Genomic DNA, 23,059 nt, shown 5'->3' on the forward strand with positions numbered 1-23,059 from the left:
CCCCCCTTGCCTCCCCCTCGGCGCGGGCGGCGCGATGACGGCGCTCGACCTGAACCTGCGGCGCGTCTACGGCGCCTACCCGACCGGCGTCGCGGTCGTCGCGGGCCTGGTGGGCGGGCGGCCCGCCGGCATCGCGGCCAGCTCGTTCGTCCCCGTGTCCCTCGACCCGCCGCTGGTGTCGGTGTGCGTCGCGCACACGTCCACCACCTGGCCGCTGCTGCGCGAGCTGCCCCGCATCGGGATCAGCGTGCTCGGCGCGCACCAGGAGCACGTCGGGCGGCGGCTCGGCGCCCGCACCGGCGACCGGTTCGCCGGGGTCGGGTGGCGGGCCCGGCCGGGCGGCGGCGTGCTCGTCGAGGGCGCGTCCGCCTGGTACGAGTGCACGATCGAGCAGCAGGTCCGGTCCGGGGACCACGACATCGTCGTGTTCCGCGTCCACGACCTGGACGCGGCTCCGGACGTCCCGCCGCTGGTGTTCCATGCCAGCGCGTTCCGCCGGCTCGGATGAGCCGGCGGCGGGCGGTCCCGGGCATATTTCCTACTTTTCTGGTTGGTATTGACGGATACATGCCGGCCCGCCTACGTTGGCGGGCATCCGGCGACCCGATGGGAGAGATCCTGGTGAGAGCGACGCCGACCCCCTGGAGGAGCGCCGCCGTCCTGGCGGCCGGACTGGCGGCGCTGACCGCGTGCGGATCGGGCGGCGGAGCGTCCGGCGCCGGCGCCGGGACGCCCCGGACCGGCGGCACCCTGACCTTCGCGGTCGGCTCCGACACCGGCTGCGCCGACCCGCAGCAGGTGGGCAGCAACGACACCATCTACTCGGTCCGGCAGGTCGTCGACTCGCTCACCGACCAGGACCCGGCCACCGGAAAGATCGTCCCCTGGCTCGCGCAGAGCTGGACGATCAGCGGCGACGCCCGGACCTTCACCTTCCACCTGCGGCCAGGCGTCACCTTCAGCGACGGCTCGGCGCTGACCGCCGAGGTCGTCAAGGCGAACTTCGACGCGATCCCGAAGCTCGGCCCGCTCGGCATCCTCGCGGAGGGCTACCTCAGCGGCTACCAGGGCACCGACGTCGTCGACGACCTGACGTTCAAGGTGCGGTTCAAGCAGCCGAACGCGCAGTTCCTGCAGGCCACCGCCACGCACTCGCTCGGCATCGAGGCGGCGGCCAGCGTCCGCAAAACGCCGCAGCAGCGGTGCAGCGAGGGCATCGCCGGGTCCGGGCCGTTCACGCTCCAGAAGTACGTCCCGAGCCAGTCGATCACCCTCGCCGCGCGCAAGGGCTACGCGTGGGGCTCGTCGCTGTGGAAGAAGCCCGGCGCCGCCTACCTCGACCGGATCGTCTTCAAGATCCTCCCCGAGTCGGGGGTGCGGACGGGCGGGCTCCAGTCCGGCCAGCTCGACGCGATCGGCAGCGTCGGACGCGCCGACGAGTCCGCGCTCAAGGCGTCCGGCGTCCGGCTGCTGGCACGTGCCAACCCCGGCGTCGCCTTCGGCCTGTCCCCGAACAACGCGCGCCCGCCGCTGAACGACGAGAAGGTCCGGCAGGCGATCGCGCTCGGCATCGACCGGCGGCAGATCGCGCAGACCGTCTTCCCGTCCGGCACCCGGCCCGCCACCAGTCCCCTCGCCCACACCACGCCCGGCTACGCCGACGTCGGCGCACCGCTCTCCTTCGACCAGGCGCGCGCCAAGGCCCTGCTGGACTCCGGCGGCTGGACGCCCGGCACCGATGGCATCCGCCGCAAGGACGGCAAGCCGCTGGCCTTCACCGTCAAGTGGTTCGCGAACGCCGCCACCAACAAGCCCGCGCTGGAACTCGTCCAGCAGCAGCTCAAGGCCATCGGCGTCCGGCTCGACCTCAAGGAGCAGGCGATCGCGCAGATCGCGCAGGTCCAGACGTCCGGCGACTTCGACGCGCTGTGGGGCAACGTCACCCGCGCCGACCCCGACATTTTGCGCGGCTCGTACTCGTCCAGGCTCGCCAACACCTACAAGCTGCCCGCGAGCGGCCTCGACGCGCTCCTCGACGGCCAGGCCGCCGAACCCGACCAGGGGAAACGGTTCGACCTCGTCGCCCGCGCCCAGCGCGACATCGTGCGGCACGCCTACACGATCCCGGTCGTGGAGCTCCAGACGGAGCTGGGCGTCGCGAAGAAGGTCCACGGCGTGCTGTTCGACGCGTCGAGCCGCATCCAGCTCCACGACACCTGGGTCGGCTAGCGATGCGACGTTACGCGGCCCTGCGCCTCGCGCAGGCGGCCGGAGTGCTGTGGGCGGCCTACACGGTGTCGTTCCTCGTCCTCGACCTGCTGCCCGGCGACCCCGTCTCGGCGATGGCCGGGCAGGGCGCCGACCAGGCCGGCATCGACCCCGCGCAGATCGCGCGGCTCAAGAGCCAGTACGGCTTCGACGAGCCGGTCCCCGTGCAGTACGCCCACCACCTCGGGCGGGCGCTGCGCGGCGACCTCGGCGACTCGGTGTCCGCCGGGCGGCCGGTGACGTCGGTCATCGGCGAGGCGCTGCCGTCCACCCTCCAGCTCGTCGTCGCGGGCCTCGCGCTCGCGGTGCTGCTCGGCGGCGGCCTCGCGCTCGCCGCGACCTACACCTCGCGGCGGTGGCTGCGGCAGCTGCTGCTCTCGCTGCCGCCGCTCGGGGTGTCGGTCCCGGCGTTCTGGGCCGGGCTGATGCTCGTCGAGGTGTTCTCGTTCCGCGCGCGGCTGCTCCCGGCGTTCGGGAACGGCGGGCCGCGCGGGCTGATCCTGCCGGCCGTCACCCTCGCGATCCCCACCGGCGCCGTCGTCGCGCAGGTGCTGGCCAAGAGCCTGCTCACCACCCTCGACGAACCGTATGTGCAGACCGCGCGGGCCAAGGGCGCCGGACGGCCCCGGATCCACCTGCGGCACGCGCTGCGCAACGCGTCGCTGCCCGCGCTGACGGTCGTCGGCGTCCTCGTCGGGCAGCTCATGGCCAACTCCGTCGTGACCGAGACGGTGTTCTCCCGCAACGGCCTCGGCCGCGTCACCGCCGCCGCCGTCACCGCCCAGGACATCCCGCTCGTGCAGGGCGTCGTGGTGTTCGGGGCGCTGGTGTTCGTCCTGGTCAACCTGGCCGTGGACCTCCTCTGCCCGCTGCTGGACCCGCGGATCGCCGCCGCGGGCGGCCGGCGCTGGAGCCCCGCATGAGCAGCACACTCGACGCCCTCGGCGTGCTCGACGCCGCGGACGGGCCCGGCGTACCGGAGCCCGCGGCCCGCCGCCGCGCCGGCGCCGCGCGGACCGTCCGGTTCCTGCTGCGCCGGCCGGGCCTCGTCCTGTCCGTCCTCGTGCTCGCGGCGGTGGCGCTGGCGTCGTTCTGGCCCGGCCTGTTCACCTCCAGGGACCCGCTGACCGGCGTGCCGTCGCAGGCGTTCCGGGCGCCCGGCGCCGCGCACTGGTTCGGCACCGACGAACTCGGCCGCGACCTGTACGCGCGGGTCGTGCACGGCGCCGCGCTGTCGCTCAAGGCGACGCTGATCGCCGTCGCCGTGTCGTTCGCGGCGGGCGGGCTGATCGGCCTGCTCGCCGGGTTCGCGGGCCGCTGGATCGACGACGTGCTGATGCGGTGCGTCGACGTGCTGCTGTCGATCCCCGCGCTGTTCCTGTCGCTCGCGCTGGTCACCGCGCTCGGCTACGGGACGGTGAAGGTCGCCGTGGCCGTCGGCGTCGCGAGCGTCGCGACGTTCGCGCGGGTGATGCGGTCGGAGGTGCTGCGGGTCCGGCAGGCCGTGTTCGTGGAGGCGGCCCGGTCGTGCGGGACGCGCTGGTACGCGGTGCTCGGGCGGCACGTCCTGCCGAACGCGATCGGGCCGGTGCTGGTCCTCGCGACCCTCGACTTCGGGACGGCGGTGCTCGCGGTGTCGTCGCTGAGCTTCCTCGGCTACGGCGCGGCGCCGCCCGCGCCCGAGTGGGGGACGCTGATCTCCGACGGCCGCAACTACCTCGCGAACGCCTGGTGGATGACGGCGCTGCCGGGCCTGACGATCGCCGCGACCGTGCTCGCCACGAACCGGATCGCGCGGGCCCTCGACGGCGAGCGGGGCCGGCGATGACCGGCCGGGACGACGCGCCGCTCTTGGAAGTGGCGGGCCTGCACGTCTCCTACCTGACCAGGACGGACCGCGTGCAGGCCGTGCGCGGCGCCGGCCTGGACGTCCGGCCCGGCGAGATCGTCGCGCTGGTCGGGGAGTCGGGCTCGGGGAAGAGCACCACCGCGCACGCCGTGCTGCGCCTCCTCGCGCCCAACGCCTCCCTCGACGCCGGAACCGTCCGGTTCGCGGGCCGCGACCTCGCGGCGCTGTCCGAACGGGAGCTGCGGACCGTCCGCGGCGCGCGGATCGGGCTCGTCCCGCAGGACCCGGGCGTCTCGCTGAACCCGGTGAAGCGGATCGGCGAGCAGGTCGCGGAGGTGCTGCGGCTGCACGGGCTCGCCACCCGCCGCACCGCGCCGCTCGGCGCGGTCGAGGCGCTGGAGCGCGCCGGGATGCCGGAACCGCAGGTCAGGGCACGGCAGTACCCGCACGAGCTGTCCGGCGGGATGCGGCAGCGCGCGCTCATCGCGATCGCGATCGCCGCCGGGCCGGAGCTGATCGTCGCGGACGAGCCGACCAGCGCCCTCGACGTCACCGTGCAGCGCCGGATCCTCGACCACCTCCAGCACCTCACCGAGGAGTCCGGCACCGCGGTGCTGCTCGTCACGCACGACCTCGGCGTCGCCGCGGACCGGGCGTCGCGGATCGCCGTGATGTCGCAGGGCCGCGTCGTCGAGTCGGGCCCCGCGCGGCGGATCATCGAGGACCCGCAGGACGCCTATACGCGGCGGCTGCTGCGCAGCGCGCCGAGCCTCACCGCCGTCCGCGCGCGCCCCCGGCACGCCGCACCGGCGCAACCGTCGGAACCCGCGGAACCAGTGCTGGTCACCGCCGAGAACCTGGTCAAGGACTTCCCGCTGCCGCGCGGCCGGACCGTCCGCGCGGTCGACGAGGTCGGCCTCACCGTGCACCGCGGCCGGACGCTCGCGCTGGTCGGCGAGTCCGGGTCCGGGAAGTCGACCACCGCGCGGATGATCCTGCGGCTCGTCCCGCCGACGTCCGGCCGGATCGTCTTCGACGGCGAGGACGTCACCGCCGCGGGCGGGGCGGCGCTGCGGCGGCTGCGGCGCCGCGCCCAGCTCGTCTACCAGAACCCGTACGCCTCCCTCGACCCGCGGTTCTCGATCGGCGAGGTGATCACCGAGCCGCTGCGGGCGTTCCGGGTCGGGGACCGGGCATCCCGCGCGGCCCGCGCCCGCGAGCTGCTCGACCGCGTCGCGCTGCCCGCCGCGACGCTGGACCGCCGGCCCGCCGAGCTGTCCGGCGGGCAGCGGCAGCGCGTCGCGATCGCCCGCGCGCTCGCCCTCGAACCCGACCTCGTCGTGTGCGACGAGCCCGTCTCGGCGCTGGACGTCTCCGTCCAGGCGCAGGTGCTCGACCTGCTCGCCGAGCTGCAGGACGGCACGGGCCTGGCGTACCTGTTCATCTCGCACGACCTCGCCGTCGTCCGGCAGATCGCGCACCGCGTCGCGGTGATGCGCGCCGGACGGGTCGTCGAGACCGGCGAGACCGGCGCGATCTTCGGCGACCCGGCCCACGACTACACCCGCGAACTGCTCGCCGCCATCCCCGGCGGGGACGCGCGCATCGGCGCCCCAGGCGCACGGCTGTTGGAGGAACGGACATGACCGTACAGACCACGACGACCACCGGCACGGCGGACGCGTTCGCCGAGGAGTGGCGGGCCTGGCACGCCGCGCACGAGGCGCGGCTCGCCGGCCGGCACGGCTTCCTCGCGATCACCGGCCTGTACTTCCTGGACGGGGAGCCGCGCCGCCACCCGGACGCGCCGGGCGCCTGGAGCACCGGCCCCGAAGGCGTGACCGTCGTCCTCGGCGACGGCGAGGAGCTGGTCGTGGACGGCGAGACCGTGCACGGCGAGCACCGGTTCGGCGTGCTGCCCGAGCGCGGCGGCGTCACCGCGATCTGGGGCGACGTGGCGATCGAGGTGGCCAAGCGCGGCGGCAACGACATCGTCCGCCCCCGCCACCCGGACCATCCGCTGCGCACCGCCTTCCACGGCACGCCCGCCTTCCCGCCCGACCCGCGCTGGGCGGTGACCGGCCGCTACGTCCCGTTCGACGAGCCGCGCCCGACCGCCGTCGGCGCCGCCGTCGAAGGGCTCCAGCACGTCTACGACGCGCCCGGCCGGATCGAGTTCGAGCTGGACGGCCGGCCCCTCGCGCTCACCGCGTTCAACGGCAAGGAGCCCGGCGAGCGGCTCGTCCTGTTCACCGACGCGACGTCCGGGATCACCACCTACGCCGCGAACCGGGCGCTGTTCGTCGCGCCGCCCGCCGCCGACGGGACGGTGGCGCTCGACTTCAACCGCGCCCACAACCTGCCGTGCGCGTACACCGAGTTCGCGACGTGCCCGCTGCCGCCCGCCGAGAACCGGCTGCCGGTCGCGGTCGAGGCCGGCGAGAAGATCCCCTACGAGCGCGCCGCGGCGCAGGGGGAGGAGTCGTGAGCGTCCTCGTCCTGGTGGGGAACCCGCGCCCGCAGTCGCGGACGCTGCAGATCGCGGTCCAGGCCGCCGAGGCGGTCGCCGCCCGCGTCGGGCGCGACGAAGCCCCCGATGTCGTCGACCTGTCCTCGCTCGCGCCCGTCCTGCTCGGGCCGACGCCCGCGGCCGAGGTGCACGACGCGCTCGACCGGGTCGCGCACGCGGACGTCCTGATCGTCGCGAGTCCGACCTACAAGGCCACCTACACCGGCCTGCTGAAGGTGTTCCTCGACCGCCTGCCCGGCGGCGCGCTCGCCTCGAAGGTCGCGCTGCCGCTGCTGGTGATGGGCGACCCCAAGCACTCGCTGGCCGTCGAGGTGCATCTGCGTCCGCTGCTGGTCGAGCTGGGCGCGACCGTCCCGACGCCCGGCCTGGCGTTTCTGGAGTCGCAGGTGCCGGACGCCGCCGGGGTGCTCGGCGCGTGGGCCGACGCCGTCGCCCCGCAGGCGTCCGCCGCGCTCGCGGCCACGAGTGCGGGAGCCCGCTGATGCCCAAGCAGATCCACTTGGCGGCCCACTTCCCCGGCGTCAACAACACCACGGTCTGGACCGACCCCCGGTCCGCCAGCCAGATCGACTTCGGGTCGTTCGTGCACCTCGCCGAGACCGCCGAACGCGGGAAGTTCGACTTCTTCTTCCTCGCCGAGGGCCTGCGGCTGCGCGAGATGAAGGGCCGCATCCACGACCTCGACGTCGCGGGGCGCCCCGAGTCGCTGACCGTCCTGTCCGCGCTGTCGGCCGTCACCACCCGCCTCGGCCTCGCCGCGACCGTCAACTCCACCTTCAACGAGCCCTACGAGGTCGCGCGCCGCCTCGCCACCGTCGACCACCTCAGCGGCGGCCGCGCCGCCTGGAACGTCGTGACCAGCTGGGACGCGTTCACCGGCGAGAACTTCCGGCGCGGCGGCTACCTCGACGAGGCCGACCGCTACGCCCGCGCCGCCGAGTTCCTGCACACCGCCCGCGAGCTGTGGGACTCCTGGGCGGACGGAGACCTGCCCGCCGACCCGGCGGCGGGGGAGTTCGCCCGCCCCGGCGCCGGCGCGTTCGCGCACCACGGCGCGCAGTTCGGCATCGCCGGCCGGTTCAACGCGCCGCGCCCGCCGCAGGGCCACCCCGTGATCATCCAGGCGGGCGACTCCTACGAGGGCCGCGAGTTCGCCGCCGCCGACGCCGACGTCATCTTCAGCCGGCACGGCACCCTGGAGGACGGCCGCGCCTTCTACAAGGACGTCAAGGGCCGCCTCGCCCGCTACGGGCGGCGCCCCGCCGACCTGAAGATCATGCCGGCGGTCACCTACGTCCTGGGCGACACCGAGGAGGACGCCGCCGAGCGCGCCGCCGAGATCCGCCGCGCGCAGGTCTCCCCGCAGAACGCCATCGCGTTCCTGGAGGGCTACTGGGGGCGGGACCTGTCCGCCTACGACCCCGACGGCCCGCTCCCCGACATCGACCCCGACCTCGGCGACGGCGTCTCCCAGGGCCGCGCGCAGTTCCGCGGCGACCGCGCCGAGACCGTCCGAAGGTGGCGGGAACTGGCTGGCGAGCGCGGCCTCAGCATCCGCGAGCTGGTCATCGAGGCCACCGCGCGGCAGACGTTCGTCGGCACGGCGCGCTCGGTCGCCGACCGGATCGACGAGTTCGTCCAGACCGACGCCGCCGACGGCTTCGTGTTCGTCCCGCACCTCACCCCCGGCGGCCTCGACGACCTGGTCGAGCACGTCGTCCCGCTGCTCCAGGAGAAGGGCGTGTTCCGCGCCGACTACACCGGGCCCACGCTGCGCGACCACCTCGGCCTCCGGCCCCCGGCCGCCGGCTCGGCCCGCTCCGAAAGGGAGGCGTCATGACCGGCCTGCACCTGTCCGTCGCGCTCAACGACGCCGGCTGGCACCCCGCCGCCTGGCGCGACCCCGCCGCCCGTCCCGGCGCGCTGTTCACCGCCGGATACTGGACGGACCTGGCCGCCGAGGCCGAGCGCGGGCTGCTCGACTTCCTCACCATCGAGGACTCCCTCGGGCCCCAGGCCCCCGACGACCGCGCCGACCGGGTCGTCGGACGGCTCGACGCCGTGCTGCTGGCCGCGCGGCTCGCGCCCGCGACCTCGCGGATCGGGCTCGTCCCGACGGCGATCACCACGCACACCGAACCGTTCCACGTCTCCATCGGCATCGCCTCGCTCGACTACGCGAGCCGGGGGCGCGCGGGACTGCGGCCGCAGGTCGTCGGCGCCCGGCTCTCCGACACCGCCCACTTCGGCCGCCGCACCTTCCCCGAGTTCGACAAGCCCTGGTACTCCACGCCGGAAGGGAAGACGTTCAGCGCGGAGCTGTTCGCGGAGGCCGCCGACTTCGTCGAGGTCGTGCGGCGGCTGTGGGACAGCTGGGAGGACGACGCCGAGATCCGCGACGCCGCCACCGGACGGTTCCTCGACCGCGACAAGCTGCACTACATCGACTTCCAAGGCGCCCACTTCAACGTCCGCGGCCCCTCGATCACCCCGCGCCCGCCGCAGGGCCAGCCGCTCGTCACCGCCCTCGCCCACGACGTCGTGCCCTACGAGTTCGCCGCGCGGGGCGCCGACGTCGTCTACGTCACCCCGCACTCGCGGGCGGACGCCGTCACGATCGTCGCGCAGGTCCGCGAGGCGGAACGGACGGTCGGCCGCGTCGGCGAGCCGTTGAAGGTCTTCGCGGACCTGGTCGTGTTCCTCGACGAGGCGCCCGGCGCCGCGTCCGCCCGCAAGGCCCGCCTGGACGACCTCGACGGCGCCGCCCTGACGTCCGACGCCGAGATCTTCGCCGGTACCCCCGGCGACCTCGCCGACCTGCTGCTCGACTGGCGCGACGCGGGCCTGGACGGGTTCCGGCTCCGCCCCGGCGTCCTGCCCTCCGACCTGGAAGGGATCACGCGCGGGCTCGTCCCCGTCCTCCAGGGGCGCGGCGCGTTCCGCACCGCCTACGACGCCGAGACGCTGCGCGGGCACCTCGGCCTGTCCCGTCCCGCCAACCGGTACGCGACCGCATGAAGTTCCTCGCGATCACCCTCATCGTGCACGCGCCCGACCCCCGCACCGGCGCGCTGAAACCCGTCACCGAACGGCTCCGCGACGTCGTCGAGCACGCCGTCCTCGCCGAACGGCTCGGCTTCGACGGCTTCGGCGTCGGCGAGCGGCACGAACGGCCGTTCCTGTCGTCCTCACCGCCGGTCGTGCTGAGCCACATCGCCGCCCGCACGTCCACGATCCGGCTGTTCACCGCCGTCACCACGCTCAGCCTCCTCGACCCCGTCCGCGCCTACGAGGACTACGCCACCCTCGACCACCTGTCCGGCGGGCGCCTCGAACTGATCATCGGCAAGGGCAACGGCACCGCGCAGGCCGAGCTGTTCGACGTCACCGCCGAGGACCAGTGGGACCGCAACCGCGAAGGCTACGAGCTGTTCCGCCGGCTCTGGCGCGAGGACACCGTCACCTGGTGGGGCAAGCACCGACCGCCGCTCAACGACGCCGAGGTGCTGCCGCGGCCGCTGCAGCGCCCCGTCCGCGTCTGGCACGGCAGCGCCACCAGCGAGGAGTCCGTCGAACTCGCCGCCCGCCACGGCGACCCGCTGTTCTCCGCCAACGTCACCAACCCCGTCGAACCGTACGCCGAGCTCGTCGCCCGCTACCGGGAACGCTGGGCGCACCACGGCCACGACCCCGCCGACGCCCTCGTCGGAGCCGGGACCGCCGGCCTCTACGTCGCCCCGAAGTCCCAGGACGCCGTCGAGGTGTACCGGCCGGTGTTCGAGGCGCGGCAGGAACTGTTCCGCCGCAACGGCGTCACGCCCGTCTTCGACTCCGTCGAGGACGCCGTCGAACGCGGCTCCGCGCTCGTCGGCAGCCCCCAGCAGATCATCGACAAGGTCCACCGCTACCACGACCGGCTCGGCCACGAGGTCATGCACGTTCAGGCCGACCCCGACGGGATCCCCGAGGACCTGCACCGCGCGTCCCTGGAGCTGTTCCAGAGCGACGTCGCACCCGTCCTGCGCGAGGAGATACCGAGCCGGCCGTTCCCGACCCCCGCAGGGAGGCGCCCGTGATCCCGCTGTCCGTCCTCGACCTCGCCCCCGTCCCCGCCGGCGGCACCGCGCGCGACGCGCTCCGCAACACCCTCGACCTCGCCCGCCGCACCGAGGCCGCCGGCTACCGCCGCTACTGGCTCGCCGAGCACCACCTCGCGCCCGGCGTCGCGAGCGCCGCGCCGCAGATCCTCATCGAGGCGGTCGCGGCGGCCACGTCCCGGATCCGCGTCGGCTCCGGCGCCGTCCAGACCGGGCACTGGACGCCGCTGTCCATCGTCGAGCAGTTCGGCACGATCGACGCGCTGCACCCCGGCCGGATCGACCTCGGCCTCGGCCGCTCCGGACAGCGCCGCGCCGAGGCGTCCCGCCGCACCCCGCCGCCCGCGCCCGCCCGCGAGGCCGAACTCGTGGACGGGCTGCTCATCCCCGCGCCGTTCGACGTCACCAGGCTCGCCGCGTCCGCCGCGTTCGGCCTGCACGGCGCCCTCCTCCAGCAGCCCGGCGCCGAGACCCCCGACTTCGCCGACGTCGTCGACGACATCGCCGCGCTCCTCGCCGGCACCTACGCCAAGGACGGCCACGAGGCGCACGCCAACCCCGGCGAAGGCGCCGCGCTCGACCTGTGGATCCTCGGCAGCAGCGGCGGGCAGAGCGCCCGCGTCGCGGGGGCGCGCGGGCTGCCGTTCGCGGCGAACTACCACGTCAGCCCGTCCAACGTGCTGGAGGCCGTCGAGGCGTACCGGGCGGCGTTCCGGCCGTCGGACGTCCTGGACGAGCCGTACGTCATCGTGTCCGCCGACGCCGTCGTCGCGCCGACCGACGAGGAGGCCCGCGAACTGGCGTCCCCGTACGCGCTGTGGGTGCACAGCATCCGGTCCCGGCTCGCCGCGATCCCGTACCCCACCCCGGCCCAGGCCGCCGCCCACGACTGGCGCCCGCAGGACCTCGACCTGGTCGCCGACCGCGTCGACACCCAGTTCACCGGCGCGCCCGGCACTGTCGCCGGCGGCCTCGCCACCCTCCAGCGCGTCACCGGCGCCGACGAGCTGCTCATCACGACCATCACCCACGACCACGCCGACCGCGTCCGCTCCTACGACCTCCTCGCCGAAGCCTGGACCACGACGACACCCAACCCGCCGCCCGCCCCACTAGGCGTGGAGGTGGGGGAGGGTGCGGGCTAGGCGGCGGGGGAGCCACCAGTTGGATGCGCCCATGAGGAACATGAGCGACGGGACCAGGACGAGGCGGACGACGGTGGCGTCGAGGATGACGCTGAAGGCGAGGCCGAGTGCCAGCATCTTCACCACGACGGTGGGCGAGGCGGTGAAGGACAGGAACACCACCGTCATGATCAGCGCGGCGCTGGAGACGACCCGGCCGGTGACGGCGAGGCCGCCGGCCACGGCGCGGGTGTTGTCGTGCGTGCCGTCCCAGACGGCGGCCATGCGGGAGAGCAGGAAGATCTCGTAGTCCATGGACAGGCCGAAGACGATCGCGAACATCATCATCGGCACGTACGACTCGATCGGCACGCCCTCGGGCAGGCCCAGGACGGCGTCGCCCCAGCCCCACTGGAACACCGCGACGAGCGCGCCCCAGGACGCGGCGGTGGTGAGCAGGTTGAGCAGGACGGCCTTGAGCGGGATCACCAGGCTGCGGAACACGGCCATGAGCAGCAGGTACGCCAGCACCAGCACGATCCCGATGATGATCGGCAGGCGGCGGGCGACGGTGTCGCGGAAGTCGAGCTGGCCGGCGGTGGTGCCGGTGAGGTAGGCCTTCGCGCCGGTGCCGTGCAGCGCGCCGGGCAGCGTGTGGTCGGTCAGGGTGCGGAACAGGTCGGAGGTGGACGCGGTCTGCGGGCCGGTGGTGGGCGTGACGGTGGAGACGAGGAGCGCGCCGTCCGGGCTCGGCTGCGGCTGCGTGGCGCTCGCGACCCCGTGCGTGCTCTGCAGCGCGTGCGAGAGGCCGGCGGAGATCTGGCTAGCGGGAACGGTCGCGTGCCGGACGTCGGTGACCACGGTGAACGGCCCGTTCGCGCCCGGCCCGAAGCCGGGTCCGGTGGCGGCGGCGATCCAGTCGTAAGCGTGGCGGGTGGTGCTGCCGGACGGGTCCGCGCCCGCGTCGACGTGCCCGAGCCGCATCGAGAACACCGGTACCGCGCACACGACGGGCAGGACGAGCCCGGCGGCGAGGGACGTCCACCGGTGGCGTTCGATCAGTGCGGCGTACCGGTGCCAGGAGTCGCGGGCGCTGGACGTCTCGGCGACGGGCCGGCGGACGGCGAGCCGGTCGATGCTGCGGCCCGCGAGCCCGAGCGCGGCGGGCACCAGGGTCAGTGCCGCGGCGGCGCTGATCAGGACGGCGATCGTCGCGGCCAGCCCGAGCTTGCCGATGAACGACAGGCCGCTGGCGTAGAGGCTGAGCAGCGCAACGACGACGGTGATCGCGGCGACGGCGATGGCGTGCCCGCTGGTGCCCGCGGTGCGGCCCGCGGCGTCGACGGGGGAGCGGCCGTCGATGAGGTCCTGCCGGAACCGGGTGGTCAGGAACAGCGCGTAGTCGATGCCGACGCCGAGGCCGAGCATGGTGGCGAGGGTCGGCGCGGTGGTGGCGAACGTGATGACGCCCGCGACGATGCCGACCACGCCCGTCCCCACGGCGACCGCGACGAGCGCGGTGACCAGCGGGGTCACGGCCGCGCCGACGCTGCCGAACGCGGCGAGCAGGATGACGAGCGCGGCGCCGATGCCGACGAGCTCGCTCAGCAGGTCGTTGGCGGGCGGGCGAGCGATCTGGGTGAAGTCCCCGCCGTAGCCGACGCCGACGCCCGCGGCGCGCGCCGGTCCGGTGGCGTCGTCGAGCCGTGCGGTGTAGCCGTGGCCGAGCTGTTTGAGCTGCTCATCGAACGAGACGGTGGCGGACACCGTCCGGCCGTCCGTGCTGGTCAGCGGGGACGAGACGCCGGTGACGTGCGGCAGCGCCTTCAGGTTTCCAAGGCTCTGGTCGACCGCCTGCTGCTGCGCGGACACGGTGCCGGCGGCGACGTGGAACACGACCTGCCCGTCGGGCCGGTTCGCGGCGGGGTCGGACGCGGCGAGCAGGGCCTTGCCGGTGTCGGACTGGGTGCCGGGCAGGCTGACCTGGTCGCTGAACGTGGGGCCGACGGCCTTGCGGCCGCCGAGCGCGGCCACCAGCAGCACGATCCACGCGGCGAGCACCCACCACGGGTGGCGGGCGCAGAACGAGCCCAGGCGGGCGAGGCCGGCGGGCCGGCGTTCGGGTGCGGCGGTCGGCACGCGGCCTCCCCAGCGACGTCGGGACTGGCAGAAACCGTACGGTCGCGGCGCCGCCGGGCCGCGCCGGCGACCCGCCGCCGTTGGCAAAGGATCGGTCGAGGACCGTCCGGGCGGTCAGGTCCGCCAGTGGCCGACGAGCTCGGCGTAGAGGGGGCTGAGCGCGAGCAGGGCGTCGTGGGTGCCGAGGAGCGGGGCGGAGCCGTCCAGGAGGAGGACGCGCTGGGCGCGCTGGGCGGAGCTGATGCGGTGCGCGATGACGATGAGCGTGCCGCCGCGCGCGGCCAGCGCCCGTTCCGCGCGGGCCTCCGCGGCGGGATGCAGGTGGCAGGTCGCCTCGTCCAGGATCGTGACGGGCGCGCCGGACACGTGCGCGCGGACGAGCGTGACGAGCTGGCGCTCGCCCTGCGACAGGGTGCCGCCGCCGGGCGGGACGGCGGCGTCGTAGCCGCCGAGCCGGTCGACGGTCGCGCGCAGCCCGATCGCGTCGACGGCCTCGTCGAGGTCGGCGTCCGGGGCGTCCGGGCGCAGGTAGGCGAGGTTCTCCCGCAGCGTCCCGGCGAAGACGTAGCTCTCCTGCGGGACGAGCGCGACGGCCGCCCGGAGTTGCTCCTCGCCGAGGTCGGGCAGCGCCACCTTGCCGAGCGTGACGCCGCCCCGCTGGGGGCGGGCGAGGCCGGTGAGGACGTCGGCGAGCGTCGACTTGCCCGTCCCGCTCGGCCCGACCACGGCCAGGTGCGTGCCTTCGGGGATGTGCAGGGACAGGTCGGCGAGGACGGGCGCGGCGGAGGCGGAGTAGGCGAACGTCACGTGCTCGGCTTCGAGGTCGTAGGACGTGGCGGCGACGGGCGCGGCGGTGCGCGGCGCCGCGTCCGGTCCGGCGCAGACCTCGGCGAGCCGGCCGAGGACCACGGCCAGGCTGAGCAGCAGCGTCCCGCCCGCGTCGACCAGCAGCACCATCGCCGGCTGCAGCCCGGTGACCAGGTAGCTCACCCCGCCCGCGACCTGCCCGGTGGTGAGCCGGTGGTCCGCGACGAGCCGCGGCGACAGGGCGAGCAGCGCGAGCAGCGGCAGGTGCACCCCGAGCGCGAGCACCGGCAGCCGGACGAGCCGGGACCGCGCGAACGACCGCAGCGCCCCGGCCTGCGCGTCGATCGCCTCGCCGACGGTCCGGGCGGCGCGCGGTTCGGCCGCGCACGCCACCACGTCCCGGACGCCCTGCACGATCTCCGTCGCGGTCTCGCCGATGCGTTCGGCCTCCCGCACGACCGCGCGGTAGCGGCGGACCTGCACGCCGAGCAGCGCCGCGAACAGCGCCAGCGCGAGCGCCACCGACAGGACGGCGGTGAGGGCGGGCAGTGGCGCGAGCAGCGCCAGCCCGAGCAGCGCGGCGAGGCCGGCCGCGAGCAGCTGCCGGACGTTGCGCAGCGCCGTCCCGAGCAGCATCCGGACGGCCTCCGCCTGCTCGGTGACCTGCGAGATCCCGGCACCCGCGCCGCCGGACGAGGGATCGGCCGCCCGGTCGATCGTGCGGCGCAGCGCCCCGGCGACGACCTCGCCGACGAGCGAGTCGCGGAGCGGTTCGACGGTGGCGGCGAGCCACGGGTAGATCCGCCGCGTGCCGAGGGCGCCGGCCGCCTGGAGGATGCCGAGGGCGGCGAGCCAGGCGAGCCCGGTGAGCGGGCGGCGGGCCAGGAAGCCGTCGTCGATGGCATGCGCGAGCAGCAGCCCCGACGCGAACGACGGCAGGCTCTCGACCGCCGACCACAGCGCGAGCCGGCGCAGCGCGTGCCCCCGCCCGCGCAGGTGGCGGCGGAGCAGCCGGGCGGCGGGCGCGGCCGTGCGGCCCTTCAGCGCGGCGCGCTCCGCGGCGGTCACCGGGCGGGCCCGGGCGCGGCGGCCTGCGGGACAGGGTCACCGGGCGGTTCGCCGGGTTCCGCGGCGAAGACGGCACGGTATCCGGGGTCGGTCCACAGCTCGGCGTGCGGCGCGACCGCGCGGACCCGGCCCGCGTCGAGCCAGGCGACCAGGTCGGCGCGGGCCGCCGTTGCGGGACGCCGCGCCACCACCAGGCTGGTGCGTCCGGCAAGGACCTCCCGCAACGCCCGCGTCACCCGCATCTCCGTCGCTGTGTCGAGGCTGCTCGTGGCGTCGTCGAGGACGAGCAGCCGAGCATCCGCCAGCGCCGCGCGGGCCAGCCCGAGCCGCTGCAGCTCGCCGCCCGACATCGGCGCCTCGGCGAGCGGGGTGCCGTACCCGGCGGGCAGCGCCCGGACGAACCCGTCGGCCGCCGCCGTCCGCGCGGCCCGGCGCACCTCGGCGCGGTCGGCGCCCGGACGCGCGTACGCGATCATGTCGTGCACGGTCGCGCCGAGCAGCGCGGGCCGCTCGAAGGCGTACGCGACGGCGCGCCGCAGCTCCGGGAGCGCGACGTCCGCGACGTCCACGCCGTCGAGCTCGACGCTGCCCTCGTCCGGGTCGACGAGCCGCGCGATCGTCGCCACCAGCATGCTCTTGCCCGACCCGGACGTCCCGACGACCGCGACGGCGGTCCGGGGCGGCACCGCGAGGTCGAGGCGGTCGAGCACCGTCCGGCCCCCGACCCGGACGGTGACTCCGCGCAGCCGCAGCGCGCCGGGACCCTCCGGCAGCGGCGCCGGCCGCTCGGGCGGCCGGACGGCCGGGACCGCGTCGAGGACCTCCGCGACGCGTCCCGCGCCGACCTCGCAGTTCAGCAGCGCGACGAAGGTGTCGAACAGCGCCGCCGCGCCGACCGCCAAGGCCGTGTAGGACGCCGCGGCGACGAGTTCGCCCGCCGTCACGTCGCCGGACGCGAGCCGGAACCCGGCGGCGCCGACGACCATGATCTGCAGCAGCGGCGCGAGCAGCGACAGCCGCCAGCCGACCTGCCCCTGCGCGTCCCACGTCAGCCGCCCGGCCGCGCCGAGCAGCGGCAGCGGCCGCAGGATCCGCCGGACCTCGCGGGCGGTGGTGCCGGAGGCCCGGATGGTCCGGGCGCCCTGCCGGGCGTCGAGCAGCCGCGTGCCGATCTCCGCCTGGTGGCGCTGGTAGTCGGCGAACGGCTCGCCGGCCTTCGCGACGAACATCCGCAGCGCGAGGACGGCCGGCGGCACCCCGAGGGCGAAGACCAGCGCGAGCGTCCAGTCGATGAGGGCGAGCGCGACGACCGCGCCGGCCGTCGTCGCGAGCGCCGCCGCGCCGGACAGCAGCAGGGCCGGGAACGCGGCCGGCCCGCCCGCGCTCTCGGTGAGCCGGGACAGCACGTCCCCGGCGGGGAAGCGGCGCCGGCCGGGCACGCCGAGCTCAAGGACCCGCTCGACGAGGCGGTGCCGGAGCCAGGCGGTGATGCGGCTGCCGCAGTACGTGCCGAGGAGCTCCTCGCCCGCGTCGGCGAGCGCGGCGGTGAGCAGGACGAGCGCGAGCCCGGCGATCGCGGCGCCGAGGCCCCGGCCGGAGCGGACCGCGTCGATCGCCCGGCCGAGCATGACCGGGGTCGCCAGCATCGCCGCGACGCGGACGACCGTGGCGGCCGCGAGCAGGCCCAGGAGCGCGCGGAACCGGCGCACCGCCGCGCGCAGCAGCCGCCGGCCCTCCCGGCGCAGCGCCGCGGGCGCCGCGGGCGGCCCCGCTTCGGTCTCCGGCTCGGGCACGCGTGTCGGCTCCGTTCTCGCCCGGCGGGCATAGGTCTTCAGCGGGCATGGGGTTCTCGGCGGGCATGGGTTCTCGGCGGGCATCGGGTTACAGTGGAAAGTGGGTCCGGTCACGGACCGGCCTTCCGGCCGATCCGTGACCGGTGTCAGCGGACGGGGGTCACCTCAGGCGCCCGGGCCCGCGGAGGGGTGCCGGCATCACGCGCAGGAGATGCCGACGCAGACGGAGTTCAGCAGGGTCAGCAGGCCGGCGCACGCGCACGTGCCGCTGAGCTGAACGCCCTCGATCTCGATGGGGTCGGTCTCGGGCAGCTCGTGCAGCTCCGCCACGAGGTCGCCCTCGAAGATGTTCTCCATTCGGTTCACCTCCCTTCGGTGGTCGTCGCCGAGATCCGCTCCGCCGTGAGGCAGAAGCGGACCACCGCCGTCCGGAGGACCGGGGACCATGCCTGGACGACGGCGGTGTGCCCGTCGTCGGCCTCGATGTAGCCGAGGCCGGTCCCTTCGGTCCTGCCGAGTTCGAGGAGGCGCCGCCGCAGCGCCCGGGAGTGCGCGACGGGGATGACCTCGTCGCGGGTCCCGTGCGCCAGCAGCAGCGGCGCCGTGAGCGCATCGCACATGCGCAGGACGTCGCGCGCTCCGTCCGTTCCGCCGCCCCCGGCCCGGTTGAGCCGGGCGACGCGGTCCCGGACGGGGCCGGGTGCGTCGCGGTACAGGCCGTCGGCGGAGGTGAACGGCGCGAGCGCCACGCAGCCCGACCACAGGTCGGGGCTGTGGCAGGCGGCCAGCAGCGCCAGGAACGCGCCGTAGCTGCCGCCGAGCACGACCGGTTCGGGCAGCCCGGCGTCCCGCCGGGTCCGGACGATGCCGCGCGCCAGGTGGACGACGTCGTCCAGGTCGGGGCCGCCCCAGTCGCCGATGACCGCGCGCAGGTGCGGCTCGCCGTAGCCGGTGCTGCCGCGCTGGTTGGGCGCGACCACCGCGATGCCGGCCGCGGCGAGGTGCTGGAAGAGCGGGTCGAACTCGAACCGCCACGCCGACAGCGGGCCGCCGTGCAGCGCCAGCACCAGGTGCCGCCGCTCGCGCCAGCGCGGGCCGCCGTAGACGACCGCCTCGATCGGCCCCGCCGGGCCCGGCAGCTCGACCAGGTCGGCGGTCCGCCAGTCCGCCGCGACGTCGGGCGCCCGCCGCACCGGCGCCCAGCCCGCGAGCGGCGGGCAGTGCGCCTCCGCTAGCGCCGCCGTGTGCGCCGTCGCCAGCGTGGGGGGCAGGTGCGGCGCCGAGAACCGCAGGTGGATGCGGTCGCCCGTCCACGAGGCGGGCGCGCCGGCCAGCCCGGGCGGGACGGCCAGGGGTTCGAGCCGGTCGTCCGAGAGGGTGTGCACCAGGAGCCGGGACACCGCGCCCGACACCTCGCTCACCAGCAGGCGCGCGCCGGTGTCGTCGAAGGTCAGCGGGACCATGCCGCCGGCGGGCCGGTTGAGCGCGGCGGGGAACCGGACGCGCCCGCCGCCGGGAGTCCACAGCCCGATCCGCAGGGCGCCGGTCCACTGGGCGCCGGGGAGGCCGGTGGTCACCGCGAGGGTCCCGGAGCGGCGGTCGCAGGCGACGATCCGGTCGGCGGTCGCCGCCGCCACCGACCAGACCCGCCGCCAGGAGCGTTCGCGCAGGTCGACGGCGATCCCGTCGGCGCGGTGGTCCGCGGTCGCCTGGTCGAGCGCGAGCGTGCGCCCGTCGTCGAGCCACACGCCGCCCGACAGCGCGCCGGGGACCTCCATGACCGGTTCGAGCGTCCCGGTGGCGAGCGACAGCTCCCAGATCCGCGACCGGTGCTCGTCCTGCACGGTCACCAGGACGACGGTCTGCGGTGCGCCGGGGCTCGCCAGCGCGTACCCGGCCAGCATCGACGGGACCCGCCAGGACCGCCCGACGGTCGTGCCGCCGTGCCCGGCCTGCGCCGCGACCACCGTTCCGTGGCCGGCGGGCGTCCCGTGCGCGTCGACCTCGGCGCGCACCACGAGGAGGCGGCCGTCGTCCAGCGGCAGCGGGCGGCTGTGCCGGTCGACGGGCTCCCGGAGGCCCGGTCCGGAGGCGACGGTCCCGCCGCCGAACACCCGCCGGGACGGCACGGCGCGGGCGAGGTTCCACCGCTCCAGCGTCACGTCGTCGTCGACGGCGCTCAGGCAGGCCGCCCACCGGCCGCCGGCGGAGAACGCCAGGCCGAACCGGGTCGGGATCCCCGGCAGGGCGGGCACCGCCGCCTCCGCGGCGTCGCCCGCGGTGCCGTTCACTGTCCCGTTCACTGTGGCGTTCACGGGGCGGACCCCCGCACGGCCGTCCCGGCCACCGCGTCCTCGGCCGCACCCTGCGCGGACGCGGCGTCGGCCATCCAGAGCCGCTCCCCGCCGTACCGCAGCCGGACCAGGAAGGCCAGCACCCCGCTCAGCCCCTCGCCCCAGCTCATCGAGACGTCGCCGCGCTCGTCGGGCAGGACGATCCGGCCGTCGCGGTGCGCGCGGCTGGCGATGATGATCCGGGCGAGCCGCCAGGCCGCGGCCCGGTGCCGGGCGTCGCCGGTGACGTCGGCCATGTCGAGCAGGAAGTCGCCGTTGCCCGCCAGGCCGTGGCACTGCCCGAGCACCGCGCGCCACGACTGGTCGGTCACCGCGCGGGCGGACAGGTCGGCCGCCCGCACGAACCGCGCGTCGCCGGTGGCGGCGCCCAGCCGGACGAGGAACGTCCCGATCCCGGACGCGCCGTGGCACCAGTAGGGGGCGGTGGGCGGGTCGCCGGTCCCGGCGCCCCACATCGCCGACCGCGGCGTGATGAACGCAGCGTCCAGCAGGCTCTCCCCGACCCGGACGGCCAGCTCCCGGTGCTCGGCGCTCCCCGTCGCCTCCGCGCAGGCGAGCAGGAAGTAGCCGACGCCCGCGATGCCGTGCGCGAACCCGTAGTACGACTTGCCCGCGAGCTTGGACTCCACGTGGGCGGGCGTCCGCCAGACGAGCCCGTCCGGACCCTCCTCGACCGCGGCGGCCAGCGCGTCCGCCGCGGCCTGCGCGCGCTCCGCGAACGACTTCCGGCCGGTCCGGGCCCACAGGTGCAGGGCGGTCATGCCGATGCCCGCGGTGCCGTGGGTCACGTCGGGGCCGGGGGCGGTGACGGGGAGCGCCTCCGCCATCGCGGCGGCCTCCTCGGCCAGGGCGTCGTCGCCGAGCGCGAGGCCCGCGTCGAGCAGCGCCCACGCGACGCCGGCCGTCCCGAAGTAGAGGCCGGACGGCCGCCGGGCGCCGTCCCGCACGCGGTCCAGCATCCAGCGCGCCGCGGTGGCGGACGCGTCCGGCAGGCGCGGGTCGGAGGCGTAGCGCATGTACCGCACCAGCGCGCCCAGGCTGCCCGCGGCGCCGTGCTGGACGCAGCACGGGTCGGGCGCGCCGTGCACGCACGACATCGGCCACAGCGCCTGTGCCGACTCCGGTTCCATGGCCGCGAGCAGCCGCCCGGTGATGCCCCTGACGGCCTGCTCGCACGCCTCTTGCAGCCACTCGTCCGGCCCGGCGTCCTCGTCGGCCCGGCCCTGCGCCTGGGCGGGGACGGGGGACGGTGCGAACGAGGCCAGGACGGAGCGTGCCCGCGCCGGCGTACAGCGGCGTCCGGGGTCGTCCGCCATCAGCTCCACGAGCACCGCCCGCAGGGATTCCGGCAGGTCCAGGCCCTGGGTGCGGGCCGTGAGCCATTCGGTGAGCCGCTGCGTCAGCGGCCGGGGCCGCGGGCGCTCCTCCATGAAGTAGGGCGGCCCGCCGGTGAGGACGTAGCACAGGGTCGCGCCGAGGCTGTAGTAGTCCGCCGTCGCGTGCGGCGGCGCGCCCTCGAACTGCTCCGGCGCGCTGAAGGCGGGGGTGCCCGCGCGCAGCGGCGTCTCCTCGCCGTCGCCCGGCACCACGGCCAGCTCCAGGTCGATCAGGACCGGCGCGCCGTCCGGGCGCACCATGACGTTGTTGGGGTTGAAGTCGCGCAGGACGAGCCCGGTGGCGTGCGCCTCGATCATCAGGTCGGCCAGCCGGCGCGCCATCTCGAGTGCCGGGGCGAGGTGCGGGCCCCAGCCGGCGTCGCGGATGGAATCGGCCGTCCATTCCCGGAGCGGCGTTCCCGGAATCATCTCCTGTGCGAGGAACAGGTGCCCGCTCTCGGTGAACAGGCCGCCCGGCCGCGGCGCGATCCCGCGGTGCCGAATGCGTTCGAGCGCGCGGGCCTCCGCCCGCAGCCGGTCCCGGGTATCGCGGCCTTCCGGATCGGCGGCGACATGCGGCCGTGCTTCCTTGAGCACCACCGCGTCACCGGTGCGGACGTCCACGGCGCGGTAAACGCCGCCCTTGTTGGTGTGCCGGATCGCGTTCTTGACCGCGAAGCGCCCGCCGATCACGAGGTCCTTTCCGGAACGGCCTTCCGCGCGGGTGACGCGCTGGCCGTTGTCGGGAAAGGGGCAGGTGGCCCAGGGGGGAGGCGTGTAGCGGCCGATGCGCCGATCCTCGACCGGATTGCCGTCCGGGTCGATGATCATCCACGCGTAGAATCCGTCATTGGTGAGACGCCGGTCCTCGGTGAAAGCGCCGTAGCGGTAATGCACGAGGCTGTCCGGGGCATAGGGCCGGTCGGAAAGGATGCGCGGGCCCGGCAGGCCGGCCGTCGCCTCGTGCAGGGCGGCGGCGAGCCGGACGGCCTCGTCATCACTTTCGGGATAGACCGTGATGAACTTGCCCGAATGCCCCCGCGGCGTGTTGCGCGCGTTCATGGCCGCGACGTAGTCGGTCGTGGCGGCGAACTTGAACGCCGAGCCGGCCCCGAGCAGGATCTCCAGGCAGCGCCCGAGGATCTCGGGCGCCGCCGCGGGAGTGCCCGTGACGTGCAGTTTCCAGCCCTGCGAGCGGCGGGGCGCCCCGTCCGGAACGGCGGTGCACCACAGGCCGGCCCGGCCCGTCCGCCACCGCCGCGGGGCGGGCGCCCGCCCGATCGCCGCCGCGAGGAGATCGGTGAGAGCCGTGTCCTCGTCCGCGGCCGCCGGGGCAGCCGAGAAAACACTGAAATTGAAATCCACCATGAGGATCTCCGCTCTCATTGCGCGTTTAGAGTGCCGCCCTACGCACGCAAAGATCGAATGCCGCCTTGATCGGGTCCGCCTCTTCCGGTGCCGGCCGGGACTTCTCGGCGAACGGGAACACGGTAACCACGGATTCGCGGAGAAATCCAGAGGCACTATTCTAAATCAAGCCGATCGGTTCAGTAGGGAATATTCTCACTGCGCATTAATCGCCGTGACGGGTGTGACCAGAGTGACGGCAGAGGCGATCAACTGTCCGCAAGAGGACCCGTGGCGGGCTTGACCG

Annotated in this window: 17 protein-coding genes; 11 read left to right on the forward strand and 6 right to left on the reverse strand. The window is 75.3% G+C overall.

Annotated features, from left to right (window positions below; translation table 11 throughout):
* The first annotated feature begins 34 nt into the window (after positions 1–34).
* From J4709_RS01615 to J4709_RS01665, 11 genes are all read left to right on the forward strand, one after another.
* Complete coding sequence (locus J4709_RS01615) at positions 35–508, forward strand: flavin reductase family protein (RefSeq protein WP_208236040.1); 474 nt, start codon at positions 35–37, stop codon at positions 506–508.
* Positions 509–621: 113 nt separating this feature from the next.
* Positions 622–2,229, forward strand: coding sequence for an ABC transporter substrate-binding protein (locus J4709_RS01620; RefSeq protein ID WP_307800856.1), 1,608 nt, complete (start codon positions 622–624; stop codon positions 2,227–2,229).
* Between the two features lie 2 nt (positions 2,230–2,231).
* Entirely contained in the window at positions 2,232–3,191 is a 960-nt protein-coding gene (locus J4709_RS01625) for an ABC transporter permease (protein WP_208236044.1), read from the forward strand.
* A complete protein-coding gene (locus J4709_RS01630) occupies positions 3,188–4,096 on the forward strand; it encodes an ABC transporter permease (RefSeq protein ID WP_208236046.1) in 909 nt (302 codons plus the stop codon). The genes J4709_RS01625 and J4709_RS01630 overlap by 4 nt, the downstream gene beginning before the upstream one ends.
* Positions 4,093–5,763 (forward strand): dipeptide ABC transporter ATP-binding protein, encoded by a 1,671-nt coding sequence (locus J4709_RS01635; RefSeq protein WP_208236048.1) that lies wholly within the window; start codon positions 4,093–4,095, stop codon positions 5,761–5,763. The genes J4709_RS01630 and J4709_RS01635 overlap by 4 nt, the downstream gene beginning before the upstream one ends.
* On the forward strand, positions 5,760–6,605 hold the full coding sequence (locus J4709_RS01640; RefSeq protein ID WP_208236050.1) for a DUF1684 domain-containing protein: 846 nt from the start codon (positions 5,760–5,762) through the stop codon (positions 6,603–6,605). The genes J4709_RS01635 and J4709_RS01640 overlap by 4 nt, the downstream gene beginning before the upstream one ends.
* Positions 6,602–7,129 (forward strand): NADPH-dependent FMN reductase, encoded by a 528-nt coding sequence (locus J4709_RS01645; RefSeq protein ID WP_208236052.1) that lies wholly within the window; start codon positions 6,602–6,604, stop codon positions 7,127–7,129. The genes J4709_RS01640 and J4709_RS01645 overlap by 4 nt, the downstream gene beginning before the upstream one ends.
* Positions 7,129–8,487 carry an NtaA/DmoA family FMN-dependent monooxygenase gene (locus J4709_RS01650; protein WP_208236060.1) on the forward strand — a complete coding sequence of 453 codons (1,359 nt, stop codon included), beginning with the start codon at positions 7,129–7,131 and terminating at the stop codon, positions 8,485–8,487. Before J4709_RS01645 ends, J4709_RS01650 begins: the two co-directional genes overlap by 1 nt.
* Positions 8,484–9,665 carry an LLM class flavin-dependent oxidoreductase gene (locus J4709_RS01655; RefSeq protein ID WP_208236062.1) on the forward strand — a complete coding sequence of 394 codons (1,182 nt, stop codon included), beginning with the start codon at positions 8,484–8,486 and terminating at the stop codon, positions 9,663–9,665. The genes J4709_RS01650 and J4709_RS01655 overlap by 4 nt, the downstream gene beginning before the upstream one ends.
* Positions 9,662–10,723 carry an LLM class flavin-dependent oxidoreductase gene (locus J4709_RS01660; RefSeq protein WP_208236064.1) on the forward strand — a complete coding sequence of 354 codons (1,062 nt, stop codon included), beginning with the start codon at positions 9,662–9,664 and terminating at the stop codon, positions 10,721–10,723. The genes J4709_RS01655 and J4709_RS01660 overlap by 4 nt, the downstream gene beginning before the upstream one ends.
* On the forward strand, positions 10,720–11,889 hold the full coding sequence (locus J4709_RS01665; protein ID WP_208236066.1) for an LLM class flavin-dependent oxidoreductase: 1,170 nt from the start codon (positions 10,720–10,722) through the stop codon (positions 11,887–11,889). The genes J4709_RS01660 and J4709_RS01665 overlap by 4 nt, the downstream gene beginning before the upstream one ends.
* On the opposite strand, the gene J4709_RS01670 is transcribed toward J4709_RS01665, so the two are convergent.
* The 6 genes from J4709_RS01670 to lanL all read right to left on the reverse strand — a co-directional run bounded on the left by J4709_RS01670 (position 11,857) and on the right by lanL (position 22,773).
* On the reverse strand, positions 11,857–14,007 hold the full coding sequence (locus tag J4709_RS01670) for an MMPL family transporter (RefSeq protein WP_208236068.1): 2,151 nt from the start codon (positions 14,005–14,007) through the stop codon (positions 11,857–11,859). The genes J4709_RS01665 and J4709_RS01670 overlap by 33 nt on opposite strands.
* A 114-nt stretch (positions 14,008–14,121) precedes the next feature.
* Complete coding sequence (locus J4709_RS55350; protein ID WP_208236070.1) at positions 14,122–15,882, reverse strand: ATP-binding cassette domain-containing protein; 1,761 nt, start codon at positions 15,880–15,882, stop codon at positions 14,122–14,124.
* Positions 15,879–17,675, reverse strand: a complete 1,797-nt coding sequence (locus tag J4709_RS01680; protein ID WP_307800859.1) for an ATP-binding cassette domain-containing protein — start codon at positions 17,673–17,675, stop codon at positions 15,879–15,881. Before J4709_RS01680 ends, J4709_RS55350 begins: the two co-directional genes overlap by 4 nt.
* Before the next feature lie 198 nt (positions 17,676–17,873).
* Positions 17,874–18,032 (reverse strand): VenA family class IV lanthipeptide, encoded by a 159-nt coding sequence (locus tag J4709_RS01685; protein ID WP_208236074.1) that lies wholly within the window; start codon positions 18,030–18,032, stop codon positions 17,874–17,876.
* Positions 18,033–18,037: 5 nt separating this feature from the next.
* Positions 18,038–19,990, reverse strand: coding sequence for a S9 family peptidase (locus J4709_RS55355; RefSeq protein WP_208236076.1), 1,953 nt, complete (start codon positions 19,988–19,990; stop codon positions 18,038–18,040).
* On the reverse strand, positions 19,987–22,773 hold the full coding sequence (lanL, locus tag J4709_RS01695; protein ID WP_208236078.1) for a class IV lanthionine synthetase LanL: 2,787 nt from the start codon (positions 22,771–22,773) through the stop codon (positions 19,987–19,989). The genes J4709_RS55355 and lanL overlap by 4 nt, the downstream gene beginning before the upstream one ends.
* Between the last annotated feature and the right edge of the window lie 286 nt (positions 22,774–23,059).

Source organism: Actinomadura violacea (genome assembly GCF_017573465.1).
Classification (GTDB): domain Bacteria; phylum Actinomycetota; class Actinomycetes; order Streptosporangiales; family Streptosporangiaceae; genus Spirillospora; species Spirillospora violacea.

Coding starts and splice junctions, on each gene's coding strand:
- J4709_RS01615 (WP_208236040.1), top strand. CDS start 35: ATGACGGCGCTCGACCTGAACCTGCGGCGCGTCTACGGCGCCTACCCG.
- J4709_RS01625 (WP_208236044.1), top strand. CDS start 2,232: ATGCGACGTTACGCGGCCCTGCGCCTCGCGCAGGCGGCCGGAGTGCTG.
- J4709_RS01630 (WP_208236046.1), top strand. CDS start 3,188: ATGAGCAGCACACTCGACGCCCTCGGCGTGCTCGACGCCGCGGACGGG.
- J4709_RS01635 (WP_208236048.1), top strand. CDS start 4,093: ATGACCGGCCGGGACGACGCGCCGCTCTTGGAAGTGGCGGGCCTGCAC.
- J4709_RS01640 (WP_208236050.1), top strand. CDS start 5,760: ATGACCGTACAGACCACGACGACCACCGGCACGGCGGACGCGTTCGCC.
- J4709_RS01650 (WP_208236060.1), top strand. CDS start 7,129: ATGCCCAAGCAGATCCACTTGGCGGCCCACTTCCCCGGCGTCAACAAC.
- J4709_RS01655 (WP_208236062.1), top strand. CDS start 8,484: ATGACCGGCCTGCACCTGTCCGTCGCGCTCAACGACGCCGGCTGGCAC.
- J4709_RS01660 (WP_208236064.1), top strand. CDS start 9,662: ATGAAGTTCCTCGCGATCACCCTCATCGTGCACGCGCCCGACCCCCGC.
- J4709_RS01685 (WP_208236074.1), bottom strand. CDS start 18,032: ATGGAGAACATCTTCGAGGGCGACCTCGTGGCGGAGCTGCACGAGCTG.
- lanL (WP_208236078.1), bottom strand. CDS start 22,773: ATGGTGGATTTCAATTTCAGTGTTTTCTCGGCTGCCCCGGCGGCCGCG.